We start from the raw sequence: 24,140 nt of genomic DNA, 5'->3' as shown, positions 1-24,140 counted from the left end.
CTTCGATTCGCCTGCCAGGCTAGACGCTCCGCCCGTGCGCCGGGTACCGGAGGTCCGACTTCGGACAGGGCCGGGCGGGAACGGGCGGGTGACCGTCCAGGATGGGCTTCCGCTCGGAGGGATGTGGGACAACCATGGGAGGTTCCACCCCGACCGGTTCCCGCCTGGTACGTTTCAACGATTTGACGTCCGCATGGTCACCCGTCGACGGTGGGCTGTGGCGGTGAGCCATGGAAGTTCTGGGCAAGCTCTCGGACGAGGTCCTAGCTAGATGGTCAACCCCTGCGGGAGGGACACGGTGGAGTCTGACGTGGCGGCGCGGGGGGCAAGCACGCGCAGTAAAGGCGGACAGCCCGTGAAGAAGCAGCGCAATGGAACCGTCGAGGTCGACGCCGCGGCGCTCCACAGACTGCTCGCGGGTCTGGTCGCCATGCGCGACGGCAACTTCCGCAGGCGCGTCACGGTCTCCGGCGAAGGCGTGATGGCGGAGCTCGCCGCGGTCTTCAACGAGGTCGCCGACCGCAACGTGCACCTCACCGGCGAGCTGGCGCGGGTGCGGCGTGTGGTCGGCCGCGAGGGCAAGCTCACCGAACGCCTTGAGACGGGCGCCTGCGAGGGCTCCTGGGCCGCCGCGATCGACGCCTCCAACGAGCTGGTCGACGATCTCGCGCGGCCCGTCTCCGAGGTCGGGCGGGTGCTGTCGGCGGTGGCCGACGGTGATCTCGAACAGCGGATGGAGCTGCGCTCCCACACGGCGGACGAGACGGTACGGCCGCTGCGCGGGGAGTTCCTGAAGGTCGCCCGTACGGTCAACAACCTCGTCGACCAGCTGTCCGCGTTCACCGAGCAGGTGACGCGGGTCGCGGTCGAGGTGGGCACCGAGGGCAAGCTCGGCGGCCAGGCGCAGGTGCGCGGGATGTCCGGTTCGTGGAAGGACCTCACGGACTCCGTCAACACCATGGCGTACCGGCTGACCGCGCAGGTGCGCGACATCGCGCTGGTGACGACGGCGGTGGCCAAGGGCGACCTGTCGCGGAAGGTCACCGTCCATGTCGCCGGCGAGATGCTCCAGCTGAAGAACACCGTCAACACGATGGTCGACCAGCTGTCCTCGTTCTCCTCCGAGGTGACCCGCGTCGCCCGTGAGGTGGGCACGGAGGGCGAGCTGGGCGGTCAGGCCGTGGTGCCGGGCGTGGCCGGGGTGTGGAAGGACCTCACGGACTCCGTCAACACGATGGCCGGGAACCTCACCTCCCAGGTGCGCGGCATCGCGGAGGTGACGACGGCGGTCGCCAACGGTGACCTGTCGCAGAAGGTGCAGGTGAGCGCCCGCGGCGAGGTCGCCCAGCTCGCCGAGACGATCAACCAGATGACTGAGACGCTCCGCACCTTCGCGGACGAGGTCACCCGGGTCGCGAGCGAGGTCGGCGGTCAGGGTGTGCTCGGCGGCCAGGCGCAGGTGCCGGGCGCGGCGGGCACCTGGAAGGACCTCACCGACTCGGTGAACACGGTCTTCCGGAACCTGACGATCCAGGTGCGGGACATCGCCCAGGTGACCACGGCGGTCGCCAGCGGTGACATGACGCAGAAGGTCACCGTCAATGTGGCCGGCGAGATGCTGGAACTGAAGAACACCGTCAACACGATGGTGGACCAGCTCCAGTCCTTCGGTTCGGAAGTGACCCGCGTGGCCCGGGAGGTCGGCGTCGAGGGCCGGCTCGGCGGGCAGGCCGAGGTGCCGGGCGCGGCGGGGACCTGGAAGGACCTCACGGACTCCGTGAACACGGCGTTCCGGAACCTGACCGGTCAGGTGCGTGACATCGCGCAGGTGACGACGGCGGTGGCCAACGGCGACCTGTCGCAGAAGGTCACCGTGGACGTCGCGGGCGAGATGCTGGAGCTGAAGAACACCGTCAACACGATGGTGGCGCAGCTGTCCTCCTTCGCCGACCAGGTCACGCGGATGGCGCGGGACGTGGGCACCGAGGGGCGCCTCGGCGGTCAGGCGCGGGTGGACGGCGTCTCCGGTACGTGGAAGGAGCTCACCGACTCCGTCAACTTCATGGCGGGGAACCTGACCTCCCAGGTGCGCCAGATCGCCCAGGTCACGACGGCGGTGGCGCGGGGCGACCTGTCGCAGAAGATCGACGTGGACGCGCGCGGCGAGATCCTGGAGCTGAAGAACACCATCAACACGATGGTCGACCAGCTCTCCGCCTTCGCCGAGCAGGTGACCCGGGTCGCCCGCGAGGTGGGCACGGACGGGCGTCTCGGCGGTCAGGCGCAGGTGCCCGGCGTGGCCGGTGTGTGGCGTGATCTGACGGACTCGGTGAACGGCATGGCCGGGAACCTCACCGCTCAGGTCCGTAACATCGCGCAGGTCGCCACCGCGGTGGCGCGCGGTGACCTGTCGCAGAAGATCGACGTGGACGCGCGTGGCGAGATCCTGGAGCTGAAGAACACCCTCAACACCATGGTCGACCAGCTCTCGAACTTCGCGGAGCAGGTGACGCGGGTGGCGCGCGAGGTGGGCACCGAGGGGATCCTCGGCGGTCAGGCCGAGGTGCAGGGGGTCTCCGGTACGTGGAAGGACCTCACGCAGTCCGTCAACGGCATGGCCAACAACCTCACGCTCCAGGTGCGGAACATCGCCGAGGTGACGACCGCGGTCGCCAACGGCGACCTGTCCAAGAAGATCACCGTCGACGCCAAGGGCGAGATCCTCGAACTGGTGACGACCGTCAACACGATGGTCGACCAGTTGCTCAACTTCGCGGACGAGGTGACGAGGGTCGCCCGTGAGGTGGGCACCGAGGGCATCCTCGGCGGCCAGGCGCGGGTGCGCGGCGCGACGGGCATCTGGAAGGACCTCAGCGACAACGTCAACCTGATGGCCAACAACCTGACCAGTCAGGTGCGGAACATCTCCCGCGTCTCGTCCGCCGTGGCCAACGGCGACCTGACGAAGAAGGTCACGGTCGAGGCGCGCGGCGAGGTCGCGGAGCTGGCCGACACCGTCAACACGATGGTGACGACCCTGTCCTCGTTCGCGGACGAGGTGACGCGTGTCGCCCGCGAGGTGGGCACAGAGGGCGAGCTGGGCGGCCAGGCGCGCGTCCCGGGCGTCTCCGGCACGTGGAAGGACCTCACCGAGTCCGTGAACTCGATGGCGTCGAACCTGACGGGCCAGGTGCGCCAGATCGCCGCCGTCACCACGGCCATCGCCAAGGGCGACCTGACCAAGAAGATCGACATCGATGCGCGCGGCGAGATCCAGCAGCTGAAGAACACCATCAACACGATGGTCGACCAGCTGTCCTCGTTCGCCGAGCAGGTGACCCGGGTCGCCCGCGAGGTGGGTACCGAGGGGCAGCTGGGCGGTCAGGCGCGGGTGCGGGACGTGGACGGCACCTGGCGCGACCTCACCGAGTCGGTGAACGAGATGGCCGGGAACCTGACCCGTCAGGTGCGGGCCATCGCGGCCGTGGCGACGGCGGTGACGCGCGGCGACCTCAACCTCAAGATCGACGTGGACGCGGCGGGCGAGATCCAGGCCCTCCAGGACAACATCAACACGATGATCGCGAACCTGCGCGACACCACGGCCACCAACAAGGAGCAGGACTGGCTCAAGGGCAACCTCGCCCGGATCTCCGGTCTGATGCAGGGCAGGCGCGACCTGGACGACGTCGCCTCGCTGATCATGAGCGAGCTGACGCCCGTGGTCTCCGCGCAGCACGGCGCGTTCTTCCTGGCCACGCCCACCGGCGAGTCCGACGCGCTGGGCGCCGAGGCCGAGGGGGCGTACGAGCTGCGCATGCGGGGCAGCTACGGCTACTCCGCAGGCTCCATGCCGACGTCCTTCCGGCCGGGCGAGACGCTCATCGGCACGGCCGCCGAGGAGAAGCGGACGATCCAGGTGGACAACGTTCCGCCGGGCTACCTGAAGATCTCCTCCGGGCTGGGCGAGGCACCGCCCGCGCATGTGATCGTGCTGCCGGTGCTGTTCGAGGGCAAGGTTCTCGGTGTCATCGAACTGGCCTCGTTCCAGCCGTTCACGCACATCCAGCGGGACTTCCTCAACCAGCTCGCGGAAATGATCGCCACGAGCGTCAACACCATCAGCGTCAACACGACGACGGAGAAGCTGCTCGAACAGTCGCAGGAGCTCACCGAGCAATTGCGCGACCGCTCGCAGGAGTTGGAGAACCGGCAGAAGGCCCTCCAGGCGTCCAACGCCGAACTGGAGGAGAAGGCCGAGCTGCTGGCCCGCCAGAACCGCGACATCGAGGTCAAGAACACCGAGATCGAGGAGGCGCGGCAGGTCCTGGAGGAGCGCGCCGAACAGCTCGCCGTCTCGATGCGCTACAAGTCCGAGTTCCTGGCGAACATGTCGCACGAGCTGCGTACGCCGCTCAACTCGCTGCTCATCCTGGCCAAGTTGCTCGCGGACAACGCCGAGGGCAATCTCTCGCCGAAGCAGGTGGAATTCGCCGAGACGATCCACGGGGCGGGTTCCGACCTGCTCCAGCTGATCAACGACATCCTCGACCTGTCGAAGGTCGAGGCGGGCAAGATGGACGTCAGCCCGACCCGGATCGCCCTGGTGCAGCTGGTGGACTACGTGGAGGCGACCTTCCGGCCGCTCACCGCGGAAAAGGGGCTTGATTTCTCCGTACGGGTCTCGCCCGAGCTGCCGGCCACGCTGCACACCGACGAGCAGCGGCTGCTCCAGGTGCTGCGCAACCTGCTCTCCAACGCGGTGAAGTTCACCGACAGCGGGGCCGTGGAGCTGGTGATCAGGCACGCGGGCCAGGAGGTGCCGGACGCCATCCGTGAGCAGTTGCTGGAGGCCGGTTCGCTGCGGGACGCGGACGGCGACCTGATCGCCTTCTCGGTGACCGACACGGGCATCGGGATCGCGGCCAGCAAGATGCGGGTCATCTTCGAGGCGTTCAAGCAGGCGGACGGCACGACCAGCCGCAAGTACGGCGGTACGGGCCTCGGCCTCTCCATCAGCCGCGAGATCGCACGGCTGCTGGGCGGTGAGATCCACGCGGCGAGCGAGCCGGGCCGAGGCTCGACGTTCACGCTGTACCTCCCGCTGCAGCCGAGCGAACTCCCGCCGCAGGGCTACCCGCAGCTGGCCCCCGGTCAGGCCGAGGGCCAGACCGGCACGGGGGAGGGCGGACAGGTGTACGTCCCCGGTGCCCCTGAAGGTGTGCAGGAGGCCGGAAGCGCGGCGGGACGGCTCAGCCAGCGGCGCAAGGCGCTCGGAGGCGGGCGTCAGCAGCCTGCGCTGCCGCCCCGTCCGGCGCCCGCTCCGCAGCCGGCCCAGGCCGCCCCGCAGGAGTCGTGGACCCTGGGCGGTCAGGACGAACCGGAGGTGCGCAGGACGTTCCGGTTCAGCGGCGAGAAGGTGCTGATCGTCGACGACGACATCCGCAACGTCTTCGCGCTCACCAGCGTGCTGGAGCAGCACGGACTGACCGTCCTCTACGCCGAGAACGGGCGCGAGGGCATCGAAGTCCTGGAGCAGCACGACGATGTGACGGTGGTGCTGATGGACATCATGATGCCGGAGATGGACGGTTACGCGACGACCTCGGCGATCCGCAGGATGCCGCAGTTCGCCGGTCTGCCGATCGTGGCGCTGACCGCGAAGGCGATGAAGGGCGACCGGGAGAAGGCGATCGAGTCCGGTGCGTCGGACTATGTCACCAAGCCGGTCGATCCTGACCATCTTCTTTCGGTCATGGAACAGTGGATGAGCGGAGAGTGAGCGCTCGGTGAGCGAATCCACGTAGGTTTGTTGACCGGTGATGTCCGAAGGGGTGTGGGAACGCGGATTGCGGGGAACCTTCTGGTCTCCCGCCGCGTTTCCGGTATGTGCACGGTGACATCGCGGTGACAGGGTGTGGTGACCGTCAGGGTGCGGCTACCATGACCGGCACAAGGACGGACGGCGTAAGGGAGCCGTCCCCCGGGGCGGCGCCCGGTGCAATTCCGGGGCGAGGAGGACGGGCCATGGTGCAGAAGGCCAAGATCCTCCTGGTCGATGACCGGCCGGAGAATCTGCTGGCGCTGGAGGCCATCCTCTCTGCGCTCGATCAGACACTGGTACGGGCATCGTCAGGGGAGGAGGCGCTCAAAGCGCTGCTCACGGACGACTTCGCGGTCATTCTGCTGGACGTCCAGATGCCGGGCATGGACGGTTTCGAAACCGCCGCGCACATCAAGCGGCGGGAACGGACCCGGGACATCCCGATCATCTTTCTCACCGCGATCAACCACGGTCCGCACCACACCTTCCGGGGTTACGCGGCCGGCGCGGTGGACTACATCTCGAAGCCGTTCGACCCCTGGGTGCTGCGCGCCAAGGTCTCGGTCTTCGTCGAGCTGTACATGAAGAACTGCCAGCTGCGGGAGCAGGCGGCCCTGCTGCGGCTCCAGCTGGAGGGCGGCGGACAGGCCACCCAGCAGGAGAAGGAGCCGGCGGGTCTGCTGGCCGAACTCTCCGCGCGGCTCGCCGCGGTCGAGGAGCAGGCGGAGGCGCTGTCCAAGCAGCTCGACGACGAATCGGCGGACGCGGGCGCGGTCGCGACCGCCGCCCATCTCGAACGGAAGCTGACCGGGCTGCGCCGCGCGCTGGACGCGCTGGAGCCCGGAACCGGCGGCGCTTCGGCGGCCGTCCCCTCGTGACGGCGCACCCGCCTTGCGGGCGGGGCGCCTTCGGGGGAGCGGGGAGCAACTGACCGGCGGTCGCGGGCGTTCGGCGTGCGCCTGCCGGTGAGGGCGCGTCAGTTTCCGGCTCCCGCAGGGCGACACGGACGGGTGAACCGGTACGCGCACGTGTTCACCGGCGTATACACCGGTAACCTCGGCCCCATGGCCTCACGTACGTCCGGCAAGGGTTCCCAGGGCACTGCGGGCACCGCGAAGCGCGTCGGCGGTGGCCCGGGTCCGGCGAGGAAAGCCGCGCCCGCCAAGAAGACCGCAGCGAAGAAGACCGCGCCCGTGAAGAAGGCGCCCGCCAGGAAGATGGCGGCCAAGAAGGCCGCACCGCGGCCGGCGCCCTCGCCCACGAGCGGGGTTTACCGGCTGGCGCGGGCCGTCTGGCTCGGCGCGGCCCACGGCGTCGGCGCGATGTTCCGCGGCATAGGGCGCGGCGCCAAGGGGCTCGACCCCGCCCACCGCAAGGACGGTGTCGCGCTGCTGCTGCTCGGCCTCGCGCTGATCGTCGCCGCGGGCACCTGGTCGAACCTGCGCGGTCCCGTGGGCGACCTCGTGGAGATGCTCGTCACCGGCGCGTTCGGCCGGCTCGACCTGCTGGTGCCGATACTGCTGGGCGCCATCGCAGTGCGGCTGATCCTCTACCCGGAGAAGCCCGAGGCCAACGGCCGCATCGTCATCGGCCTCTCCGCCCTGGTCATCGGTGTCCTCGGCCAGGTCCACATCGCGTGCGGTTCGCCCGGGCGCGACGAGGGGACCGAGGCCATGCAGGACGCGGGCGGCCTGATCGGCTGGGCCGCGTCGAAGCCGCTGATCTTCGCTATGGGCGAGGTGCTGGCCGTTCCGCTGCTGCTGCTCCTCACCGTCTTCGGCCTCCTGGTCGTCACCGCGACCCCGGTGAACGCCATCCCCCAGCGGCTGCGGCTCCTCGGTGTCAAACTGGGCATCGTCGAACCGGCGTACGACCCCGAGGCGCAGGAGGGCGACGACGAGCGGTACGACGAGCAGTGGCGCGACGCTCTGCCGGCCCGCTCGCGGCGCTCCCGGGCGCCCGACGCGTACGACCCGGACGTCGCGGAGTCCGAGGCGCTGACCAAGCGCCGCAGGCCGCGCAGGCCCTCCGTGCAGCCCGCGATGAACCGCCCGATGGACGCGGTGGACGTCGCCGCAGCCGCGGCCGCAGCGCTGGACGGGGCCGTGCTCAACGGCATGCCGCCCTCGCCGGTCGTCGCCGACCTGACGCAGGGCGTCTCGGTGGACCGCGAACGCACGGGCACACCGGTGCCGGGGGCCCGGGAGGCCGAGCCGGCCGCGAAGCCCGCCGGGAAGCGTGCGGAGCCGACGCCGGCCGCCGGCGTACCGGATCTGACCAAGCCGGCCCCCGAGCGCTCCGAGTCGCAGCCGCTGCCCGCCCGCGCCGAGCAGCTCCAGCTCTCCGGCGACATCACGTACTCGCTGCCCTCGCTCGACCTGCTGGAGCGCGGCGGGCCCGGCAAGACCCGCAGCGCCGCCAACGACGCGATCGTGGCCTCGCTGACCAACGTCTTCACCGAGTTCAAGGTGGACGCCGCGGTCACCGGCTTCACGCGGGGGCCGACGGTGACGCGGTACGAGGTGGAGCTCGGCCCGGCCGTGAAGGTCGAGCGGATCACGGCGCTCGCCAAGAACATCGCGTACGCCGTCGCCAGCCCCGACGTCCGGATCATCTCGCCGATCCCGGGCAAGTCCGCGGTCGGCATCGAGATCCCCAACTCGGACCGGGAGATGGTCAACCTCGGCGACGTGCTGCGGCTCGCGGACGCGGCGGAGGACGACCACCCCATGCTCGTCGCGCTCGGCAAGAACGTCGAGGGCGGCTACGAGATGGCCAACCTGGCGAAGATGCCGCACGTCCTGGTGGCCGGTGCGACCGGCTCCGGCAAGTCCTCCTGCATCAACTGCCTGATCACCTCGATCATGGTGCGGGCGACACCGGAGGACGTCCGGATGGTCCTCGTCGACCCCAAGCGCGTCGAGCTGACCGCGTACGAGGGCATCCCGCACCTGATCACGCCGATCATCACGAACCCCAAGAAGGCCGCCGAGGCCCTCCAGTGGGTCGTGCGCGAGATGGATCTGCGCTACGACGACCTCGCGGCGTTCGGCTACCGGCACATCGACGACTTCAACCACGCGGTGCGCACAGGCAAGCTCAAGACACCCGAGGGCAGCGAACGGGAGCTGGCTCCGTACCCGTATCTGCTGGTGATCGTCGACGAGCTCGCCGACCTGATGATGGTCGCCCCGCGCGACGTCGAGGACTCGATCGTCCGCATCACCCAGCTGGCCCGCGCCGCCGGCATCCACCTGGTGCTCGCCACACAGCGCCCCTCGGTGGACGTCGTCACCGGCCTGATCAAGGCGAACGTGCCCTCCCGGCTCGCCTTCGCCACCTCGTCGCTCGCCGACAGCCGCGTCATCCTGGACCAGCCCGGAGCCGAGAAGCTCATCGGGAAGGGTGACGGACTGTTTCTCCCGATGGGGGCGAACAAGCCGGTCCGCATGCAGGGCGCCTTCGTCACCGAGGACGAGGTCGCGGCGGTCGTCCAGCACTGCAAGGACCAGATGGCCCCCGTCTTCCGCGACGACGTCGTGGTCGGGACGAAGCAGAAGAAGGAGATCGACGAGGACATCGGCGACGACCTCGACCTGCTGTGCCAGGCCGCCGAACTGGTCGTCTCCACCCAGTTCGGATCGACCTCGATGCTCCAGCGCAAGCTGCGCGTCGGCTTCGCCAAGGCCGGACGTCTGATGGACCTGATGGAGTCGCGCAACATCGTCGGACCGAGCGAGGGGTCCAAGGCGCGCGACGTCATGGTGAAACCGGACGAGCTCGACGGGGTGTTGGCGCAGATTCGCGGGGAAACCGGTTCGTAAGAGTTTTGCGGGCAACCGTTTCGCCGGGCCGTACGTCAAGTTGAAGGGAGGGACGGGACGTCCCTCCCCGGGGCGGCCCGGCGAAACCGGCTCTGTTCGAATCTGATGGCGTACAAAGTCCACCCGCCCGGTTGCCCCACCCTTTCGTACCCCCCCTAGACTGAACACCCAGCAGGTGGCTCACGCTCGAAAGGCGCCCCCGTGTCCATCGGCAACTCCCCCGAAGACGACCGGCCTTCGATCGGCCGAGTGCTTCAGCAGGCTCGTCTGGCCGCAGGCCTCACGGTCGAAGAGGTCAGCACGTCCACCCGGGTGCGCATCCCCATCGTGCACGCGATCGAGCAGGACGACTTCTCCCGCTGCGGCGGCGACGTGTACGCCCGCGGCCATATCCGTACATTCGCCCGTGCAGTCGGCACCGATCCCGAACCCCTGGTCACGCAGTACGACGCCGAGCACGGCGGCCGTCCCGCGCCCACTCCGGCGGCGCCGCTGTTCGAAGCCGAACGCATCCGTTCCGAACCCCGCCGGCCCAACTGGACCGCGGCCATGGTCGCGGCGATCGTCGCCGTGATCGGCTTCGTCGGCTTCACCTTCTTCAAGGGCGGCGACGAACCCTCGACCGCCGGCCGCGTCGCCGAGGGCCCGACGTCCGACAAGATCGCCCCCAAACCCTCCGCCAGCAAGCCCGCCGACCCCAAGCCGGCCCCGTCCGAGAGCGCCATCGCAGCGGCGCCCCAGGACAAGGTCACGGTCAAGCTCAGCGCCACCCACGGCAAGAGCTGGATCTCGGCCAAGGACCACAACGGCAGGTCGCTGTTCGACGGCACGCTCCAGCAGGGCGAGTCGAAGACCTTCCAGGACAAGGAACGCGTCGACCTCGTTCTCGGCAACGCCGGGTCGGTCGAGCTCTTCGTCAACGGCAAGAAGGTCGAGGACCAGTTCCAGCCGGGACAGGTCGAGCGGCTCTCGTACACCAAGGGCGACCCCGAGGTCGGCTGATCGTCCGGCCCGGAATACAGCGGCGCGGCGAGCGCCCGGCCACCGTGCCGGGCGCTCGCCGCTTTGTCACTCCGGGTAGCGCCCCAACCCTCCGCGCCGGGGCAGGTGCCGGGACAAAGTAGTCTTGAGTCCATGCCCGAACGCCGTACCGTCGCCCTTGTCACTCTTGGCTGCGCCCGTAACGAGGTGGACTCGGAGGAGCTCGCAGGCCGCCTGGCAGCGGACGGCTGGGAGCTCGTCGAGGATGCCTCCGATGCCGATGTCGCCGTCGTCAACACCTGTGGGTTCGTCGAGGCCGCCAAGAAGGACTCCGTCGATGCCCTCCTCGAAGCCAATGATCTGAAGGACCACGGCCGCACCCAGGCCGTCGTCGCCGTCGGCTGCATGGCCGAGCGCTACGGCAAGGACCTCGCCGAGGCCCTGCCGGAAGCGGACGGCGTCCTCGGCTTCGACGACTACGCCGACATCTCCGACCGCCTCCAGACCATCCTCAACGGCGGCATCCACGCCTCCCACACCCCCCGCGACCGCCGCAAGCTGCTGCCGATCAGCCCCGCCGAGCGGCAGGACGCCACCGTGTCCCTGCCCGGCCACGCGCAAGACGTCGCCCCTGCCCCCGCCGACCTGCCGGAGGGCGTCGCCCCGGTCTCCGGGCCGCGTGCGCCCCTGCGCCGCCGGCTGGGCACCAGCCCCGTCGCCTCGGTCAAGCTGGCCTCCGGCTGCGACCGTCGCTGTTCCTTCTGCGCCATCCCGTCCTTCCGCGGCTCCTTCATCTCCCGGCGCCCCTCCGACGTGCTCGGCGAGACCCGCTGGCTGGCCGAGCAGGGCGTGAAGGAGGTCATGCTCGTCTCCGAGAACAACACCTCGTACGGCAAGGACCTCGGTGACATCCGTCTCCTGGAGACCCTGCTGCCGGAGCTCGCGGACGTCGACGGCATCGAGCGCATCCGCGTCAGCTACCTCCAGCCCGCCGAGATGCGGCCCGGTCTCATCGACGTCCTCACCTCGACGCCGAAGGTCGCGCCCTACTTCGACCTCTCCTTCCAGCACTCCGCGCCCGCCGTGCTGCGGGCGATGCGCCGCTTCGGCGACACCGACCGCTTCCTGGAGCTGCTGGACACGATCCGGGGCAAGGCACCGCAGGCCGGCGCCCGCTCCAACTTCATCGTGGGCTTCCCCGGCGAGACCGAGGACGACCTCGCGGAGCTGGAACGGTTCCTCACGGGTGCCCGCCTCGACGCCATCGGCGTCTTCGGCTACTCCGACGAGGAGGGCACCGAAGCGGTCGGCTACGAGAACAAGCTCGACGCCGACGTCATCGCGGAGCGCCTCGCCCACATCTCCCAGCTCGCCGAGGAGCTGACCTCGCAGCGGGCCGAGGAGCGCATGGGCGAAACGCTCCAGGTGCTGGTCGAGTCCGTCGAACCCACCGAGGAGGAGCCGCGCGCCATCGGCCGGGCCGCGCACCAGGCACCCGAAACGGATGGCCAGGTGCTCTTCACCACACGCGAGGGTCTGGTCCCGGGCCGTATGGTCGAGGCAAAGGTCGTGGGCACCGAAGGCGTGGACCTGATCGCCGAGTGCAGTGAGCTTGTGGAGGTAACCAGATGACCGGAGTCCCGGCATCCGCGACAGGCGGCTCCGGCGCGACGCCGGTCCGCGGCGGAAAGCTGGGCGCCGCGGCGGTCAATCAGGCCAGTCTGTGGAACATCGCCAACCTCCTGACGATGGCCCGGCTGGTGCTCGTCCCCGGCTTCGTGGTGCTGCTGCTCCACAACGGCGGTTACGACCCGGCCTGGCGCTCCTTCGCCTGGGCCGCCTTCGCCATCGCCATGATCACCGACCTGTTCGACGGGCATCTGGCGCGCACGTACAACCTGGTCACCGACTTCGGGAAGATCGCCGACCCGATCGCCGACAAGGCGATCATGGGCGCGGCGCTGGTCTGCCTGTCGTATCTGGGCGACCTGCCCTGGTGGGTCACGGGCGTGATCCTCTTCCGCGAGCTGGGCATCACGCTGATGCGGTTCTGGGTGATCCGGCACGGAGTCATTCCGGCCAGCCGCGGCGGCAAGATGAAGACGCTGGCGCAGGGGACGGCGGTCGGGATGTACGTCCTGGCGCTGACCGGCCCGCTGGCCACCCTCCGCTTCTGGGTGATGGGCGTGGCCGTCGTGCTGACGGTCGTCACCGGCCTCGACTACGTCCGCCAGGCGGTCGTGCTGCGCCGCCAGGGGCTGGCGGCGCAGCGTGCGGCCGAAAACGCCTCCGAGGTGGCCGGGACGCTCTCCTCGGCCCGGAGCGCGGCGGAGGCCGAGCGGTGACTGCCGCGGGCCGGGTGCTGCGGCTGCTCGTCGAGCGGGGGGAGACCCTCGCCGTCGCGGAGTCGCTGACCGGCGGCCTGGTCGCGGCCGAACTGACGTCCGTACCCGGCGCCTCACAGGCCTTCCGCGGCTCGGTCACGGCTTACGCGACCCCCCTCAAGAGTGAAGTCCTGGGGGTCGACGCGGACCTGCTGGCGGAGCGCGGGGCGGTCGACGCCGAGGTCGCGCGCCAGATGGCAACAGGCGCACGACGGGCTCTGGGCGCAGACTGGGGAGTGGCGACCACCGGCGTCGCCGGCCCCGAACCACAGGACGGGCGGCCCGTCGGAACGGTCTTTGTCGCGGTCAGCGGCCCGCACGGCACCGGCAAAGTGGCTGCCCTGCGGTTGAACGGCGACCGTGCGGACATCCGTAAGGAGAGCGTACGAAGCGCGCTCGACCTGCTCTCAGGCGAACTCGACAAGAATGCGAGCGCACAGGATACGGAAGAGAACGGGGGGAATTGATGTTTGCAGCCCTGAGTGAACACGACATCGCTCCCCGCACGGCCGCAGCGCTAGGCGGTACGGTGGGGCGTGAAGGATGCGGCTACGCGGTCCGAGGAGGGAGCCACCGATGATTCTGCTCCGTCGCCTGCTGGGTGACGTGCTGCGTCGGCAGCGCCAGCGCCAAGGCCGTACTCTGCGCGAAGTCTCCTCGTCCGCCCGAGTTTCGCTCGGCTATCTCTCCGAGGTGGAGCGGGGGCAGAAGGAGGCATCCTCCGAACTGCTCTCCGCCATTTGCGACGCGCTTGACGTACGGATGTCCGAGCTCATGCGTGAAGTGAGCGATGAGCTGTCCCTGGCCGAACTGGCCGAGTCGGCAGCGGCCAGCGATCCGGTACCTGTACCGGTGCGCCCCATGCTCAACTCCGTCTCCGTTACCTCGGTGGCGGGTGTGCCGACGGGGCGGGTGACCATCAAGGCACCCGCGGAAGCGGTGGACGTCGTCGCCGCCTGATCCGATCGGTTCGGTGTGAAGCCGAGGCCCCGGTCCTCCCCTTCGTGGGGTGGGCCGGGGCTTTCGCATGCTCTGGGGGATTTCGTGCGCGGAACCGGGGTGTCAGCGGGCAGATGGGGGGCAGGCGGGTGGACGAGAGACCGAGGATCAATCCGGGGCGATCCCGTACGGATGATTCCTCGAATGACCGTTTTGCGTTGTTTGTGCCATCGTGGATGGTGCTGAACGGAACGGATTCCAGATCGGAGACGTGCATGCCTGTGGTGAAGAGCCCACTGTCCGAGACCGACCGCAAGACCGTCGGGGACGCCCTCCAGGGCGCCCTTGTGGATCTCCTCGACCTTTCTCTGGTGGCCAAGCAGGTCCACTGGAACGTGGTCGGGCCGCGGTTCAGGTCCGTGCACCTCCAGCTCGACGACGTCGTCGACACGGCCCGCCAGCACTCCGACACGGTCGCCGAGCGGGCGTCCGCGCTCGGCGTCAACCCGGACGGCCGAGCCGCGACGATCGCCAAGAGCACGGCCATCGCCTCCGTGTCCGAAGGATGGATCAAGGACGTGGACGCGGTGAAGACCCTGGTCGACGCCCTGGGCGTGGTGATCGGACGGATGCGTGAGCGCATCGAGGTGACCGAGAGCCCCGACCCGGTCAGCCAGGACATCCTGATCACGCTGACCGCCGACCTCGAGAAGCACGCGTGGATGTTCCAGGCCGAAAGCGCCTAAGCGGATACCGCGACACCCACCGGTTCTCCCCAATGGAGGAATGAGCATGAAGAACGAAGGCGCGAAGGACAAGATCACCGGCAAGGCGAAGGAAGCCATGGGCAAGATGACCGGCGATCGTCGCAAGGAGGCCGAGGGCAAGTCGGACCAGGCCAAGGGCAAGACCAAGGACGCCATGGACGGCGCCCGCGACCGGGCAGGCGGCCTCAAGGACTCTCTGTCCGACGACAAGGGCTGACCCGCCCCGCTCACGCGATGAGCCCCCACCCGCGGGTGGGGGCTCATCGCTGAGACGGGGGCGGTGGTGCGGCGGGGTGGTGAGGGCGCCCCGCGCGCGCCGGTGGCGCAACGGTGCGCTCTCGCCCACTACGGCGGGTGCGACTAGGTTCGGCCGGAGGAGGCAGCCATGGTACGGCGATGGGTACCGGCGCTCGTTCTCTGCGGGCTGTGGTGGTGGGCCGTGCTGCGGCTGGTCCTCGAACCGGCGCGCGCCGGGGTGGTCGAGGGAGCGATGGCGGCGGGCGGCTGGGGGCTGAGCCTCCTACCGGTGCACGTGGCGGCGACCGCCCGTCCCATAGGCGTCTTCGACGCCGCGACGGGGCTGCTGCGGCGCGGCACGGCCTGGATACGGAGAGCGGTGCGGTCATGGCGGCAGTGGGTCGTCAGGTAGGGGCGGGGCGCATGCCGGTGCTGTGCTGAGCGCGCTGTCTTACGCAGGGGCCGGGCCCGACTGGCAGCGGGGGCACCAGTACGCGGGACGGCCGTCCTGCTCGGCCGCGCGGATCGGGGTTCCGCAGCGCAGGCACGGGCGGTCCGTCCGGCCGTAGACCCAGAGGGTCTCGCTCGGTCTCCGCGCGCGGGCTGCCGCGTTGGCGACGGTACGGGAGCGGCCGCCCACGGTCGTGACACGGTTCGGGCGGTCCCGGTTGGCGTCGAGCAGCTGTTGTGCCGTGCTGACCAGCAGGGCGGCCGTCGGGGCGGGCAGCTCGCCGATGGGGAGCCAGGGGGTGGCGCGGGCCAGGAAGCAGAGCTCCGCCTTGTAGATGTTGCCGATGCCGGCCAGGTTGCGCTGGTCGAGCAGGGCCTCGCCGAGGGGGCGGGCGGGGTCGCTCAGGAGATTGCGCAGGGCGGTGTCGGCGTCCCAGTCCGGGCCCAGCAGATCGGGTCCGAGATGGCCGACCGCCTGTTCCTCGTCCCGGGTCCGCAGGAGCTCCAGTACGGGCAGGCGGTAGCCGACGGCAGTGTGCGCCGCGTTGCCGAGGACCGCCCGGATCTGGTGGGCGGGGCCGCCGCGCCAGCGCTCGCCCGGGGCGTAGATCCGCCAGGCGCCGTCCATCCGCAGGTGGCTGTGCAGGGTGAGCCCGCCCTCGATCCGGGTCAGCAGATGCTTGCCCCGCGCGATGACGTCCAGGACCGCCCGGCCGGTGAGGTCGGCGGTGGCGAACCGGGGGACGCGGAAGTCGGACGTGGTGAGGACCTGACCGGCCAGCGCGTGGTGCAGCCGCCCGGCGGTCTGCAGGACGGTGTCTCCTTCGGGCATGCCTCCATGATGCGGCGGGGCGGGCTGGGCTGGGGTTCCGGGGGCTTCGTGGGCGAGGCGGGGGCCTTCCGCGGGGCTGCGTAGGTGGGGCGTCGAGGCGTTCTTCCGCGGGAGTACCGGGGCGAGGCGGGCCCGGTGCGGGTCACGCGCGCAGGCGCAGGCCCCTCGGGGTGGCGAGGAAGCCGGCCGCCTCCAGGGTGCGTCCCAGGGGCGAGGTCAGGGCGGAGACGCCGTTGGTGCGCTCGACGGTCACCGTGCCGAGGGCTCCTGCGCGGGCCGCCGAGGCCAGCGCCGCGGCCGCAGCCCGGAGCGCGGGGTCGTCCGGATCGGTGGGCCAGGCCAGCAGTGTCTTGCCGCCGCGCTCCATGTACAGCGTCAGCTCGCCGTCCACCAGGACGACGAGCGAGCCCGCCTTGCGGCCCGGCTTGTGCCCGGCCCCGTCCGGCGGCTCCGGCCACGGCAGCGCGGCCCCGTACGCGTTGGCCGGGTCGGCCGCCGCGAGGACGAGGGCGCGGGGATCGGCGCCCGGCTCCGTACGGTCCCGGGCGGTGGAGACGGCGCGGAGCCGGTCCACCGCGCCGTCCATCGCGAACTGCGCCGCCCCCAGCCCCTCCACGACGTAGCCCCGGCGCGCCTGTCCGTTGTCCTCGAAGGCCGACAGCACCCGGTACGCCGCCGAGAACCCGCCCTCGACGCCCTCCGCCTGGACGGCGCCCCGGGTCACCACGCCGTGCCGGTCCAGCAGGGTGCGGGCCAGGGCGTGGGCGCGGTGCGTGGGCTCGGGCTCGATGGCCGGGAGCAGGGACCAGCGGCCCGAGACCGTGGGCGGCCCGGTGCGTGAGGCGGGGCGCGCGGCGGCGGTGAGGGCGCCGTAGCGGCCGCGCGGGACGTTGCGGCGGGCGCGGTGCGCGGTCGATCCGGCGGTGCGGCCCGAGCCCAGGAGGGAGCGCAGCGGCGCCAGCGTGTCGTTGGTCAGCCGGCCCGACCAGGCGAGGTCCCACAGGGCGTCCGCCAGCTGCGGATCGGTGCAGTCGGGGTGGGTGGTGGCCCGCACCTGGTCGGCGATCTGGCGGAAGAAGAGGCCGTATCCGCCGCCGAGCGCGGTCAGCACGGATTCGTGCAGTGCGCTGAGCTCCAGCGGCCGGGGCGGGGGAAGGAGCAGGTGCGCGCTGTCGGCGAGGTAGAGGGAGAGCCAGCCGTCCTTGCCGGGCAGCGCGCCGGCACCCGCCCACACGACCTCCCCGGTGGTGGTCAGCTCGTCGAGGAGCGCGGGGGTGTAGCCGGTGACACGGCCGGGGAGGACGAGCCGTTCCAGTGCGGAGGCGGGGACGGGGGCGCCCTGGAGCTGCTCGATGGCGCGGGCCAGTCCGTCTATCCCGCGCAGGCTGTTGCCGCCGAGGTGCTGCCACTGCGGCAGGAACCCGGCGAGGGCGGCGGGCGGGACCGGCTCCAGCTCGTGGCGGAGGGCGGCGAGCGAACGGCGTCGGAGCCGCCGCAGGACCGTCGCGTCACACCACTCCTGGCCGATGCCCGCGGGGTGGAACTCGCCCTGGACGACCCGGCCCGACGCCGCGAGCCGTTGCAGCGCCCCGTCGGTGACCGCGGTGCCGAGGCCGAAGCGGGCGGCGGCCGCGGTCGAGGTGAACGGGCCGTGCGTACGGGCGTACCGGGCGAGGAGATCGCCGAGGGGATCCTTGACCGGCTCGGTGAACGCCTCGGGGACACCCACCGGGAGCGCCGTGCCCAGGGCGTCGCGCAGCCGGCCCGCGTCCTCGATCGCCGCCCAGTGCTCGGCGCCGGCGATCCGGACCCGGATGGCCCGGCGGGCCGACTCCAGCTCCGGTGCCCACGCGGGCTCGGCCCCGCGCTCGGCCAGCTCCTGCTGGGTGAGCGGGCCGAGCACCCGCAGGAGGTCCGCGACGCCCTCGACGTCCTTGACCCGGCGGTCGTCCGCCAGCCACTGGAGCTCCCGCTCCAGCTCGGTCAGGACGTCGGCGTCCAGCAGCTCGCGCAGCTCCGCCCGGCCCAGCAGCTCGGCCAGCAGCCGGGAGTCCAGGGAGAGCGCGGCGGCGCGCCGTTCGGCGAGCGGCGAGTCGCCCTCGTACAGGAACTGGGCGACGTACCCGAACAGGAGCGAACGGGCGAAGGGGGAGGGCTCCTGGGTGGTGACCTCGACCAGGCGGATGCGGCGGGCCTCCAGATCGCCCATCACTTCCGTGAGCCCCGGGACGTCGAAGACGTCCTGGAGGCACTCGCGGACCGCTTCGAGAACGATGGGGAAGGAGCCGAACTCGGAGGCGACCTGGAGAAGCTGCGCGGCGCGCTGGCGCTGCTGCCAGAGCGGGGTGCGTTTGCCCGGGCTGCGGCGGGGGAGCAGCAGCGCCCTGGCGGCGCACTCGCGGAACCGGGAGGCGAACAGGGCGGAGCCGCCGACCTGGTCGGTGACGATCTGCGCGATCTCGCCCTTGTCGAAGGCCACGTCGGAGGCGCCGACCGGGGGCTGGTCGCTGTCGAAGGAGGCGTTGGCCGGGGCGAGCGGTGCGGAGGCGTCCTGAGCCGGGTCCTGCGCCGGGTCGAAGTCGAGAAGGTCCAGGCCCATCATGTCGGCGTCGGGCAGCCGCAGCACGATGCCGTCGTCGGCATGCATGACCTGCGCGTCCATTCCGTACCGCTCGGCGAGACGGGAGCTGAGTGCCAGGGCCCACGGGGCGTGCACCTGCGCGCCGAACGGGGAGTGCACGACGACGCGCCAGTCGCCCAGCTCGTCCCGGAAGCGCTCGACCAGGATGGTCCGGTCGTCCGGGACGTGACCGCAGGCCCGGCGCTGCTCGTCGAGGTAGGCCAGGACGTTGTCGACGGCCCAGGTGTCCAGGCCGGCGGAGAGCAGGCGGTCCCGGGCGTCCTCCGGGGAGAGCCCGCCCAGCTCGCGCAGGAAGGCGCCCAGCGCGCGGCCCAGCTCCAGCGGGCGGCCCAGCTGGTCGCCCTTCCAGAACGGCAGCCGCCCGGGGACGCCGGGGGCGGGGGAGACGAGGACCCGGTCGCGGGTGATGTCCTCGATCCGCCAGGAGGTCGTGCCCAGCGTGAAGACGTCGCCGACCCGGGACTCGTAGACCATCTCCTCGTCCAGCTCACCGACGCGGCCGCCGCCCTTCTTGGGGTCGGAGCCGGCGAGGAAGACCCCGAAGAGGCCGCGGTCGGGGATCGTTCCGCCCGAGGTGACGGCGAGGCGCTGCGCGCCGGGGCGGCCCGTGACCGTACCGGCGACGCGGTCCCAGACGACGCGGGGGCGCAGCTCCGCGAAGGCGTCCGACGGATAGCGGCCCGCGAGCATGTCGAGGACCGCCGTGAACGCCGACTCGGGCAGCGAGGCGAAGGGCGCGGCCCGGCGGACCACCGCGAGCAGGTCGTCCACCTGCCAGCTGTCCAGGGCGACCATCGCGACCAGCTGCTGGGCCAGTACGTCCAGCGGATTGGACGGGACGCGCAGCGCCTCGATGGAGCCCGTGCGCATCCGCTCGGTGACCACGGCCGCCTGCACCAGGTCGCCGCGGTACTTCGGGAAGACGACACCGGTGGAGACCGCGCCCACCTGGTGGCCCGCCCGGCCGACCCGTTGCAGTCCGGAGGCGACCGACGGCGGCGACTCGACCTGGATCACCAGGTCCACCGCACCCATGTCGATGCCCAGCTCCAGGCTGGAGGTGGCGACGACCGCGGGCAGCCGGCCCGCCTTGAGGTCCTCCTCGACCTGGGCGCGCTGCTCCTTGGAGACCGACCCGTGGTGCGCGCGGGCGAGCAGGGCGGGGGCGCCCTTGGCCGCCCCGGACTCCGCCATGATCTCGGCGGGGGAGTGGGCCTCCGGCATGGTCTCGCCGGTGGCCCTCTCGTACGCGATCTCGTTGAGCCGGTTGCACAGGCGCTCGGCCAGGCGGCGGGAGTTGGCGAAGACAATGGTGGAGCGGTGGGCCTGGACGAGATCGGCGATCCGCTCCTCCACATGAGGCCAGATCGACGGCTTCTCGGCCTCCCCGGAGGTGTCGTCCGTGGCGGGGGAGCCGCCCAGCTCGCCGAGGTCCTCGACCGGCACGACCACCGACAGGTCGAACTGCTTGGTGGACGGCGGCTGGACGATCTCCACCTTGCGCCGCGGCGAGAGGAAGCGCGCCACCTCGTCGACCGGCCGGACGGTGGCCGACAGGCCGATCCGCCGGGCGGGCCGGGGGAGCAGTTCGTCCAGGCGCTCCAGCGACAGGGCGAGATGGGCGCCGCGCTTGGTGCCCGCCACCGCGTGCACCTCGTCCAGGATCACCGTCTCGATGCCGGCCAGGGCCTCCCTGGCCGAGGAGGTCAGCATCAGGAAGAGCGACTCGGGGGTGGTGATCAGGATGTCCGGCGGGCGGGTCGCCATCGAGCGGCGCTCGGCGGCGGGCGTGTCACCCGACCTGATGCCCACCCGGACCTCGGGCTCGGGCAGGCCCTGGCGCACCGACTCCTGGCGGATGCCGGTCAGTGGTGAGCGCAGATTGCGCTCCACGTCGACCGCGAGCGCCTTGAGCGGCGACACGTACAGCACACGGCAGCGCTTCTTCGCCTCGGCCGGAGGCGGGACGGCCGCCAGCCGGTCCAGCGCGGCGAGGAAGGCCGCCAGCGTCTTGCCCGAGCCGGTCGGCGCGACGACCAGCACGTCCGACCCCTCGCCGATCGCCCGCCAGGCGCCCTCCTGCGCGGCGGTCGGCGCGCTGAAGGCCCCCGTGAACCAACTGCGGGTCGCGGGGGAGAAGGAATCGAGTGCGGAGCCGGTCATGCTCCCCATCGTGCACCCCGCCACTGACAACGGCCCCGGCAACCGCTGGGCGAGCCCCCGCACCCACGGCCCGGGCCCCCGCGAGCTGCGACAATCCCACCATGGCAGGAGCACAGCAACCGGTGGAGTGGGCGAGGCACTGGAGCTACGCCGAACTGCCCGACCTCGACCTGCTGCGCGCCCGTTACATCCGGCACACCTTCCCGCGCCACAGCCACGAGGGCTTCGTGCTCGCCTCGGTCAGCCAGGGCGTCGAGGCCATCGGAACACCGGGCGGCACCCTGTACGCGGGCCCCGGCACCGTCGTCATGATCAACCCGGAGGTGCCGCACAGCGCCCGGGCGGGGGTCCCCGAAGGCTGGGTGTACGACACGCTCTACCCGTCCGCACAGGTGATCAACGACATCGCCGCCGATACGACGGACCTGCGCGGCACCGTCGGCTTCACCGAGACCGGGGTGGCCGATCCGTACGCGGCCCGGCTGATACACGAGGTCCACCGGGCGGCAGAGGAGGGCAACGCCCTGGCCGCCGACAGCGTGCTGCGGATCGCCGTCACCCGCCTGCTCGCCCGGCACGGCGGCGCCTTCCCCCTCCGCGTGCCACGCGCCGCAGGGGGCCGTGACGCGGCGCGCGCCCGCGCCCTGCTGGAGTCCCGGATGGCCGACCCGCCGACCCTGGAGGCACTGGCCGGTGAGCTGGGCACGAGCCCCTTCGCCCTGCTGCGCGCGTTCAAGAAGCAGTACGGCATGCCTCCGCACACCTGGCTCACCGACGCCCGGGTGCGGCGTGCGCGCAGGATGCTCGACGCGGGCACGGCCCCTTCGGTCGCTGCGGCGGAGGTCGGCTTCACCGACCAGCCGCATCTCAACCGTCACTTCACCCGGATCGTGGGCGTACCGCCCGGCGCCTACCAGCGCGAACGTGCAAGAACGTACAAGACCGGTCCGGAGCGGTCCCGGTAGCGTGCGGGCGTGGCAGAACAGACAGCACCCCTTCGCACCACCGCCGAACCGGCCGGCGGCAGCACACTCGCAGCCGGGGCCGAACCGGACTCGGCCGTCGTACGCGACGCACTCGGCGTCGGCATAGCCGTCGGCCTCTCCGGCTTCGCCTTCGGCGTCACCTCGGCGGGCTCCGGCCTGAGCCTGCTCCAGACGTGCGCGCTCAGCCTGCTCGTCTTCACCGGCGCCTCCCAGTTCGCCCTGGTCGGCGCGCTCGCCGCCGGCGGCAACCCGTACACCGCGGCCGCCGGGGCCTTCTTCCTCGGCGTACGCAACGCCTTCTACGGGCTGCGCCTGTCACAGCTCCTCGCCCTGCCGCGCGCCGTGCGCCCGCTCGCCGCCCAGTGGGTCATCGACGAGACGACCGCCGTAACGCTGCCTCAGCCCACCCGGCGGGCCGCGCGGATCGGGTTCACCGTCACCGGGGCCACCCTCTACGTACTGTGGAACCTGACCACCCTGGTGGGCGCTCTGGGAGCCGGGGCTCTCGGCGACACCGACGCCTGGGGGCTCGACGCGGCGAGCCCGGCCGTCTTCCTCGCCCTGCTCGCCCCGATGCTGAAGTCGACGACGGAGCGCGTCACCGCAGGGCTCGCCGTCCTGCTGGCCCTCGGCTTCCTGCCGGTGCTGCCGGCCGGGGTGCCCGTCCTGCTGTCCGCGCTCGCTGCTCCTGTCGTCCTGTTCCTGATGGGGCGGGCCAAGGGCGGCGACGCGCACGCGGCGAAGGACGCCGGCGCGACCGGGGCGGAGGACGGCCGATGAACGTCTGGATCGCCATCGCCCTCACCTTCGCCGGTTGCTACTTCGCCAAACTCCTCGGTCTTCTGGTGCCCGCGGGCGCTCTGGAACGCCCTCTCGTGCAGCGCCTCGCCGGGCTGCTGCCGGTGGCCCTGCTGGCCGCGCTCACCGCCCAGCAGACCTTCGGAGACGGACAGCACCTGGCCCTGGACGCCAGGGGCGCGGGCCTTGCGGCGGCGGCGCTCGCCCTCGTCCTGCGCGCCCCCTTCCTGGTGGTCGTGGGCGCGGCCGTGGTCGTCACCGCCGGGGTGCGCGCACTGGGGTGAGCCGGTGCCTTCATCGGTAAGGGGCTCGCTCCATGGGCCCTGCCCCTTACCCGGCATCCCCCCGGCCCAGGGCGCGACCGTGGGCCCTCAGGGCCTCCAGCGCCCTGAGGGTCACCAGAGGGCGCCCCTCCAGTGCCGTCCCGGGCGCCCACTGCCGCCAGGTCACCGGCCAGCCGCCGTCCTGCTCCTGCGCGGCGGCGAGGTGGTCGAGCGCGCGCTCCATCTCGGCGTCGGTGAACCATCGCCGCGCGAGCGACTCAGGTGTGCGGGCGTAGTCGTACGGGAAGTGCTGCTCGCCGGGCGCGTACCCGGCCGCCACCGGGTACTCCGCGCGCCGCTCCGGATCGAGCACCGCGAGCCGTTGTTCGCGTACCAGCCGCCCCAGCCTTTCGGCGGCGGCCTCCGCCCGGGGCCGGTCCGGCACCCCGTCCAGGAAGGCGACGGCCGCCTCGATCTCGTACGGGTGCGACACGTCCAGGGCGTCCACGGCCGACCAGCAGTAGTCGGTGGCCCGGAAGAGCCAGGCGTGCCACACCGCGTTGCGGTGCAGCAGCCCGACGACGGGACCGGTGGCCAGCAGCTCGGCCGGCGGGTCGTCGACGATCGGGATGAAGGGGGCCGCCGGATAGCCCCGCTGTGTGGGAAGCAGGGCGGGCAGGGCGCCCTCCCTGGTCGACACCGCGGTCAGGTACCGGCAGATCCGCTCCACCCGCAGGCCGCCGCAACGGCCGATGGAGTCGAGGACGCTGAGCGCGTGGGCCGTGTGCAGCGGCTGACTGACGGGGCCCCGCAGATCGGGTTCGAGCGCGTGGCCGTAGCCGCCGTCCTCGTTGGCGTACGCGGCGAGGGCCGTCTCCACCGGGTCCGCGCCTGCGGCCAGGAATTGGTGGGCGAACCGCCGCTGTTCGAGGACGCGGGCCGTGAGCCAGATGAACTGCTCGGCACGGTCGAGGGGACTTGTTCCAGTTGCAGCCATGGACCGACCGTAGGGCGTCAGGTGCCCCGAGCAGGGCCGGAGCCGTCCGGCTGC

General features: G+C 71.4%; 17 protein-coding genes. 14 read left to right on the top strand and 3 right to left on the bottom strand.

Annotated features, from left to right (window positions below):
* Positions 1 to 355 precede the first annotated feature (355 nt).
* From BLW14_RS07585 to BLW14_RS07535, 11 genes are all read left to right on the top strand, one after another.
* Positions 356 to 5,782, top strand: coding sequence for a HAMP domain-containing protein (locus tag BLW14_RS07585; RefSeq protein ID WP_093705608.1), 5,427 nt, complete (start codon positions 356 to 358; stop codon positions 5,780 to 5,782).
* 245 nt (positions 5,783 to 6,027) lie between these two features.
* On the top strand, positions 6,028 to 6,702 hold the full coding sequence (locus BLW14_RS07580; RefSeq protein WP_093705606.1) for a response regulator: 675 nt from the start codon (positions 6,028 to 6,030) through the stop codon (positions 6,700 to 6,702).
* Between the two features lie 186 nt (positions 6,703 to 6,888).
* Positions 6,889 to 9,648, top strand: a complete 2,760-nt coding sequence (locus BLW14_RS07575) for a DNA translocase FtsK (RefSeq protein WP_093710671.1) — start codon at positions 6,889 to 6,891, stop codon at positions 9,646 to 9,648.
* 201 nt (positions 9,649 to 9,849) lie between these two features.
* Complete coding sequence (locus BLW14_RS07570; RefSeq protein ID WP_093705604.1) at positions 9,850 to 10,650, top strand: helix-turn-helix domain-containing protein; 801 nt, start codon at positions 9,850 to 9,852, stop codon at positions 10,648 to 10,650.
* Between the two features lie 132 nt (positions 10,651 to 10,782).
* Entirely contained in the window at positions 10,783 to 12,261 is a 1,479-nt protein-coding gene (gene rimO / locus BLW14_RS07565) for a 30S ribosomal protein S12 methylthiotransferase RimO (protein ID WP_093705602.1), read from the top strand.
* Entirely contained in the window at positions 12,258 to 12,974 is a 717-nt protein-coding gene (pgsA, locus tag BLW14_RS07560) for a CDP-diacylglycerol--glycerol-3-phosphate 3-phosphatidyltransferase (RefSeq protein WP_093705600.1), read from the top strand. The genes rimO and pgsA overlap by 4 nt, the downstream gene beginning before the upstream one ends.
* On the top strand, positions 12,971 to 13,480 hold the full coding sequence (locus BLW14_RS07555; protein WP_093705598.1) for a CinA family protein: 510 nt from the start codon (positions 12,971 to 12,973) through the stop codon (positions 13,478 to 13,480). Before pgsA ends, BLW14_RS07555 begins: the two co-directional genes overlap by 4 nt.
* A gap of 109 nt (positions 13,481 to 13,589) precedes the next feature.
* Entirely contained in the window at positions 13,590 to 13,973 is a 384-nt protein-coding gene (locus tag BLW14_RS07550; protein ID WP_018105285.1) for a helix-turn-helix domain-containing protein, read from the top strand.
* A 254-nt stretch (positions 13,974 to 14,227) separates the two neighbouring features.
* Positions 14,228 to 14,698 (top strand): Dps family protein, encoded by a 471-nt coding sequence (locus BLW14_RS07545; RefSeq protein ID WP_093705596.1) that lies wholly within the window; start codon positions 14,228 to 14,230, stop codon positions 14,696 to 14,698.
* Positions 14,699 to 14,738: 40 nt separating this feature from the next.
* On the top strand, positions 14,739 to 14,936 hold the full coding sequence (locus BLW14_RS07540) for a CsbD family protein (RefSeq protein ID WP_093705594.1): 198 nt from the start codon (positions 14,739 to 14,741) through the stop codon (positions 14,934 to 14,936).
* Between the two features lie 168 nt (positions 14,937 to 15,104).
* Complete coding sequence (locus BLW14_RS07535) at positions 15,105 to 15,368, top strand: hypothetical protein (protein WP_093705592.1); 264 nt, start codon at positions 15,105 to 15,107, stop codon at positions 15,366 to 15,368.
* Between the two features lie 39 nt (positions 15,369 to 15,407).
* Here BLW14_RS07535 and BLW14_RS07530 read toward each other — a convergent pair whose 3' ends face one another.
* Positions 15,408 to 16,238, bottom strand: a complete 831-nt coding sequence (locus BLW14_RS07530; RefSeq protein WP_093705590.1) for a DNA-formamidopyrimidine glycosylase family protein — start codon at positions 16,236 to 16,238, stop codon at positions 15,408 to 15,410.
* Between the two features lie 142 nt (positions 16,239 to 16,380).
* A complete protein-coding gene (locus BLW14_RS07525) occupies positions 16,381 to 21,042 on the bottom strand; it encodes an Lhr family helicase (RefSeq protein ID WP_093705588.1) in 4,662 nt (1,553 codons plus the stop codon).
* Between the two features lie 101 nt (positions 21,043 to 21,143).
* Between BLW14_RS07525 and BLW14_RS07520 the strand changes: the two genes are divergently transcribed.
* From BLW14_RS07520 to BLW14_RS07510, 3 genes are read left to right on the top strand one after another with little or no spacing between them, the layout of a single operon-like run.
* On the top strand, positions 21,144 to 22,007 hold the full coding sequence (locus tag BLW14_RS07520; protein ID WP_093705586.1) for an AraC family transcriptional regulator: 864 nt from the start codon (positions 21,144 to 21,146) through the stop codon (positions 22,005 to 22,007).
* Between the two features lie 9 nt (positions 22,008 to 22,016).
* Positions 22,017 to 22,808 carry an AzlC family ABC transporter permease gene (locus BLW14_RS07515; protein ID WP_093705584.1) on the top strand — a complete coding sequence of 264 codons (792 nt, stop codon included), beginning with the start codon at positions 22,017 to 22,019 and terminating at the stop codon, positions 22,806 to 22,808.
* Entirely contained in the window at positions 22,805 to 23,110 is a 306-nt protein-coding gene (locus BLW14_RS07510; protein ID WP_093705582.1) for an AzlD domain-containing protein, read from the top strand. Before BLW14_RS07515 ends, BLW14_RS07510 begins: the two co-directional genes overlap by 4 nt.
* A 46-nt stretch (positions 23,111 to 23,156) precedes the next feature.
* On the opposite strand, the gene BLW14_RS07505 is transcribed toward BLW14_RS07510, so the two are convergent.
* Positions 23,157 to 24,086, bottom strand: a complete 930-nt coding sequence (locus BLW14_RS07505; protein ID WP_093705580.1) for a hypothetical protein — start codon at positions 24,084 to 24,086, stop codon at positions 23,157 to 23,159.
* Positions 24,087 to 24,140: the final 54 nt, after the last annotated feature.

This window comes from Streptomyces sp. 2131.1 (assembly GCF_900105515.1).
Classification (GTDB): Bacteria; Actinomycetota; Actinomycetes; order Streptomycetales; family Streptomycetaceae; genus Streptomyces; species Streptomyces drozdowiczii.
This window is presented reverse-complemented; position numbering and strand designations above follow the sequence as displayed.

Bases quoted from the DNA above. Each gene is read 5' to 3' on its own strand.
- BLW14_RS07525 (WP_093705588.1), bottom strand. From the start codon at position 21,042: ATGACCGGCTCCGCACTCGATTCCTTCTCCCCCGCGACCCGCAGTTGG.
- BLW14_RS07545 (WP_093705596.1), top strand. From the start codon at position 14,228: ATGCCTGTGGTGAAGAGCCCACTGTCCGAGACCGACCGCAAGACCGTC.
- BLW14_RS07505 (WP_093705580.1), bottom strand. From the start codon at position 24,086: ATGGCTGCAACTGGAACAAGTCCCCTCGACCGTGCCGAGCAGTTCATC.
- BLW14_RS07535 (WP_093705592.1), top strand. From the start codon at position 15,105: ATGGTACGGCGATGGGTACCGGCGCTCGTTCTCTGCGGGCTGTGGTGG.
- BLW14_RS07540 (WP_093705594.1), top strand. From the start codon at position 14,739: ATGAGCATGAAGAACGAAGGCGCGAAGGACAAGATCACCGGCAAGGCG.
- BLW14_RS07550 (WP_018105285.1), top strand. From the start codon at position 13,590: ATGATTCTGCTCCGTCGCCTGCTGGGTGACGTGCTGCGTCGGCAGCGC.
- BLW14_RS07510 (WP_093705582.1), top strand. From the start codon at position 22,805: ATGAACGTCTGGATCGCCATCGCCCTCACCTTCGCCGGTTGCTACTTC.
- BLW14_RS07520 (WP_093705586.1), top strand. From the start codon at position 21,144: ATGGCAGGAGCACAGCAACCGGTGGAGTGGGCGAGGCACTGGAGCTAC.
- pgsA (WP_093705600.1), top strand. From the start codon at position 12,258: ATGACCGGAGTCCCGGCATCCGCGACAGGCGGCTCCGGCGCGACGCCG.
- rimO (WP_093705602.1), top strand. From the start codon at position 10,783: ATGCCCGAACGCCGTACCGTCGCCCTTGTCACTCTTGGCTGCGCCCGT.
- BLW14_RS07580 (WP_093705606.1), top strand. From the start codon at position 6,028: ATGGTGCAGAAGGCCAAGATCCTCCTGGTCGATGACCGGCCGGAGAAT.
- BLW14_RS07575 (WP_093710671.1), top strand. From the start codon at position 6,889: ATGGCCTCACGTACGTCCGGCAAGGGTTCCCAGGGCACTGCGGGCACC.
- BLW14_RS07530 (WP_093705590.1), bottom strand. From the start codon at position 16,238: ATGCCCGAAGGAGACACCGTCCTGCAGACCGCCGGGCGGCTGCACCAC.